This window comes from Arthrobacter sp. TJ-217 (assembly GCF_058269255.1).
Genome location: NZ_JBZCNJ010000021.1, coordinates 1 through 5,252, shown reverse-complemented (window position 1 = coordinate 5,252; position 5,252 = coordinate 1). Strand labels below are relative to the sequence as shown.

2 rRNA genes are annotated in these 5,252 nt (G+C 56.5%); both read right to left on the bottom strand.

Annotated features, from left to right (window positions below):
- Nucleotides 1-10: 10 nt before the first annotated feature.
- Nucleotides 11-3,174: ribosomal RNA gene (locus AC4D2R_RS17930) — 23S ribosomal RNA — on the bottom strand.
- A gap of 514 nt (nucleotides 3,175-3,688) precedes the next feature.
- Nucleotides 3,689-5,215 (bottom strand): 16S ribosomal RNA (locus tag AC4D2R_RS17925).
- The 16S and 23S rRNA genes sit together here, the layout of an rRNA operon.
- Nucleotides 5,216-5,252: the final 37 nt, after the last annotated feature.

The following is a 5,252-nucleotide window of genomic DNA, read 5'->3' as shown; positions in this document are numbered from 1 at the left end:
GGGGTGGTGTGTGGTGTAAGTTATCGGCTTATTAGTACCGGTCAGCTTCACAGGTCTTTGGTCCCTGCTTCCACATCCGGCCTATCAACCCAGTGGTCTGGCTGGGGGCCTCTCACACGGTTAGGTGTATGGAAATCTCATCTTGAAGCGGGCTTCCCGCTTAGATGCTTTCAGCGGTTATCCCATCCGAACGTAGCTAATCAGCGGTGCACTTGGCAGTACAACTGACACACCAGAGGTTCGTCCGTCCCGGTCCTCTCGTACTAAGGACAGCCCTTCTCAAATTTCCTGCGCGCGCAGCGGATAGGGACCGAACTGTCTCACGACGTTCTAAACCCAGCTCGCGTACCGCTTTAATGGGCGAACAGCCCAACCCTTGGGACCTACTCCAGCCCCAGGATGCGACGAGCCGACATCGAGGTGCCAAACCATGCCGTCGATATGGACTCTTGGGCAAGATCAGCCTGTTATCCCCGAGGTACCTTTTATCCGTTGAGCGACGGCCATTCCACAATGTGCCGCCGGATCACTAGTCCCGACTTTCGTCCCTGCTTGAGATGTCTCTCTCACAGTCAAGCTCCCTTGTGCACTTACACTCGCCACCTGATTGCCAACCAGGCTGAGGGAACCTTTGGGCGCCTCCGTTACTTTTTAGGAGGCAACCGCCCCAGTTAAACTACCCATCAGGCACTGTCCCTGACCCGGATTACGGGCCGAAGTTAGATATCCAGAGTGACCAGAGTGGTATTTCAACGATGACTCCACCCGAACTGGCGTCCGGGCTTCACAGTCTCCCACCTATCCTACACAAGCCACACCGAACACCAATACCAAACTATAGTGAAGGTCTCGGGGTCTTTCCGTCCTGCTGCGCGTAACGAGCATCTTTACTCGTACTGCAATTTCGCCGAGTTTATGGTTGAGACAGCGGGGAAGTCGTTACTCCATTCGTGCAGGTCGGAACTTACCCGACAAGGAATTTCGCTACCTTAGGATGGTTATAGTTACCACCGCCGTTTACTGGGGCTTAAATTCCCAGCTTCGCCCGCAAGGGCTAACCGGTCCTCTTAACCTTCCAGCACCGGGCAGGAGTCAGTCCGTATACATCGTCTTGCGACTTCGCACGGACCTGTGTTTTTAGTAAACAGTCGCTTCCCCCTGGTCTCTGCGGCCCCGATCCGCTCCGGCAAGCAAGTCGCCGTCACGGTTGGGGCCCCCCTTCTCCCGAAGTTACGGGGGCATTTTGCCGAGTTCCTTAACCATAATTCTCTCGATCGCCTTAGTATTCTCTACCTGATCACCTGTGTCGGTTTGGGGTACGGGCGGCTAAAACCTCGCGCCGATGCTTTTCTCGGCAGCATAGGATCACCAAATTCCCCCATGCGGGGGTCCCATCAGATCTCAGGCCCGTGATTGAACACAAGAACGCGGATTTGCCTACGTTCTGCCCTACATCCTTAGACCGGGACAACCATCGCCCGGCTTGGCTACCTTCCTGCGTCACACCTGTTAATACGCTTACCTCCCAGGATCAGGTCCCGCGCTCCACCAAAACCCTTCCACCACAAGGGCGGTCGGGCAGGTTTCGGGCGGTTAGTGTCCCCTGTTCGGTATTGGCGGTTTTTCGCCGGTACGGGAATATCAACCCGTTGTCCATCGACTACGCCTGTCGGCCTCGCCTTAGGTCCCGACTTACCCAGGGCAGATTAGCTTGACCCTGGAACCCTTGATCATTCGGCGGACGGGTTTCTCACCCGTCTTTCGCTACTCATGCCTGCATTCTCACTCGTGTGGGCTCCACCGCTGGTTTACACCGCGACTTCACCGCCCACACGACGCTCCCCTACCCATCCACACGCCTGAACCAAGGGAACAAGTCCCCGGCTTGGCTTAGATGTGAATGCCACAACTTCGGCGGTGTACTTGAGCCCCGCTACATTGTCGGCGCGGAATCACTTGACCAGTGAGCTATTACGCACTCTTTCAAGGGTGGCTGCTTCTAAGCCAACCTCCTGGTTGTCTGGGCAACTCCACATCCTTTCCCACTTAGCACACGCTTAGGGGCCTTAGTTGGTGGTCTGGGCTGTTTCCCTCTCGACTATGAAGCTTATCCCCCACAGTCTCACTGCTGCGCTCTCACTTACCGGCATTCGGAGTTTGGCTGACGTCAGTAACCTTGTAGGGCCCATTAGCCATCCAGTAGCTCTACCTCCGGTAAGAAACACGCAACGCTGCACCTAAATGCATTTCGGGGAGAACCAGCTATCACGAAGTTTGATTGGCCTTTCACCCCTACCCACAGCTCATCCCCTCCATTTTCAACTGAAGTGGGTTCGGTCCTCCACGACGTCTTACCGTCGCTTCAACCTGGCCATGGGTAGATCACTTCGCTTCGGGTCTAGATCACGCCACTACGGTCGCCCTGTTCAGACTCGCTTTCGCTACGGCTTCCCCACACGGGTTAACCTCGCGACGTAACACTAACTCGCAGGCTCATTCTTCAAAAGGCACGCCGTCACAGCCCCGCGATGAATCGCGCACTGCTCCGACGGTTTGTAGGCACACGGTTTCAGGTACTGTTTCACTCCCCTCCCGGGGTACTTTTCACCTTTCCCTCACGGTACTGGTCCGCTATCGGTCATCAGGGAGTATTTAGGCTTACCAGGTGGTCCTGGCAGATTCGCACGGGATTTCTCGGGCCCCGTACTACTTGGGATACTCTCCAAACGGCAGCACGCATTACGGTTACGGGACTTACACCCTCTCCGGCCGGGCTTTCAAACCCGTTCACCTATACGCCTGCACACATTTCACCAGTCCGGCAGAACTGGAACGGAAAGTCCCGCAACCCCAGTGATGCAACGCCCGCCGGCTATCACACACCACTGGTTTAGCCTCATCCGCGTTCGCTCGCCACTACTAACGGAATCACTGTTGTTTTCTCTTCCTGTGGGTACTGAGATGTTTCACTTCCCCACGTTCCCTCCACGCACCCTATGTGTTCAGATGCGGGTCACCGGATCACGCACAAGGCGCCCCCGGCGGGGTTTCCCCATTCGGACATCCTGGGATCAAAGTTCGGTTATCAACTCCCCCAGGCTTATCGCAGATTCCCACGTCCTTCTTCGGCTCCTGATGCCAAGGCATCCACCGTGTGCCCTTAAAAACTTGACCACTAAGATCAAAAACATATCGAGAAAACCAGGCCTGAAATCAATCAGAACCAGATTTTACTGAAATTGCTTCTTTTTAAGATGCTCGCGTCCACTATGCAGTTCTCAACCAACAACCCCGTCACACCCGCACCCCGCCCCCTCACGGGACACAGGACACAGCATGCGCGGGAAACCAGAAACAACACGCCCCGCCCCCCGCACCCCGGTCACAACAACCAGGCAACGGAAAGAAGGGCCCTGTTATCTCAGGACCCAACAGTGTGCCAAACGCCTACATCCCCTCCACCGGCCGCACCCCTTCCAGACGCACCGGCACGCACCCGCCCCCCGAAAAGGGACACACGCAGCACCAGGACGCCGTACTAACGGCAACCGGGAAAAGAACCCAAACTATCTGCTGATATTCCACCCATGAGCACCCACCGCGGAACAAACGCCCGCGCAATGGGCTGACTCCTGCAGGCCGCACACCCAACACTTGGGAAGCGCAGGCGACCTGAGGCGCTCCTTAGAAAGGAGGTGATCCAGCCGCACCTTCCGGTACGGCTACCTTGTTACGACTTAGTCCCAATCGCCGGTCCCACCTTCGACGGCTCCCTCCCACAAGGGGTTAGGCCACCGGCTTCGGGTGTTACCAACTTTCGTGACTTGACGGGCGGTGTGTACAAGGCCCGGGAACGTATTCACCGCAGCGTTGCTGATCTGCGATTACTAGCGACTCCAACTTCATGAGGTCGAGTTGCAGACCTCAATCCGAACTGAGACCGGCTTTTTGGGATTAGCTCCACCTCACAGTATCGCAACCCTTTGTACCGGCCATTGTAGCATGCGTGAAGCCCAAGACATAAGGGGCATGATGATTTGACGTCGTCCCCACCTTCCTCCGAGTTGACCCCGGCAGTCTCCCATGAGTCCCCGGCATAACCCGCTGGCAACATGGAACGAGGGTTGCGCTCGTTGCGGGACTTAACCCAACATCTCACGACACGAGCTGACGACAACCATGCACCACCTGTAAACCGGCCACAAGTGGCTGACGCATCTCTGCGCCATTCCGGTTCATGTCAAGCCTTGGTAAGGTTCTTCGCGTTGCATCGAATTAATCCGCATGCTCCGCCGCTTGTGCGGGCCCCCGTCAATTCCTTTGAGTTTTAGCCTTGCGGCCGTACTCCCCAGGCGGGGCACTTAATGCGTTAGCTACGGCGCGGAAAACGTGGAATGTCCCCCACACCTAGTGCCCAACGTTTACGGCATGGACTACCAGGGTATCTAATCCTGTTCGCTCCCCATGCTTTCGCTCCTCAGCGTCAGTTACAGCCCAGAGACCTGCCTTCGCCATCGGTGTTCCTCCTGATATCTGCGCATTTCACCGCTACACCAGGAATTCCAGTCTCCCCTACTGCACTCTAGTCTGCCCGTACCCACCGCAGATCCGGAGTTAAGCCCCGGACTTTCACGGCAGACGCGACAAACCGCCTACGAGCTCTTTACGCCCAATAATTCCGGATAACGCTTGCGCCCTACGTATTACCGCGGCTGCTGGCACGTAGTTAGCCGGCGCTTCTTCTGCAGGTACCGTCACTTTCGCTTCTTCCCTACTGAAAGAGGTTTACAACCCGAAGGCCTTCATCCCTCACGCGGCGTCGCTGCATCAGGCTTGCGCCCATTGTGCAATATTCCCCACTGCTGCCTCCCGTAGGAGTCTGGGCCGTGTCTCAGTCCCAGTGTGGCCGGTCACCCTCTCAGGCCGGCTACCCGTCGTCGCCTTGGTAGGCCATTACCCCACCAACAAGCTGATAGGCCGCGAGTCCATCCAAAACCACAAAAAAGCTTTCCACCACCAGACCATGCGGCCGGTAGTCGTATCCAGTATTAGACCCGGTTTCCCAGGCTTATCCCAGAGTCAAGGGCAGGTTACTCACGTGTTACTCACCCGTTCGCCACTAATCCCCGGTGCAAGCACCGGATCATCGTTCGACTTGCATGTGTTAAGCACGCCGCCAGCGTTCATCCTGAGCCAGGATCAAACTCTCCGTAAATGCATTACAGACACAACACAGGCCCCCGGGAAAACGG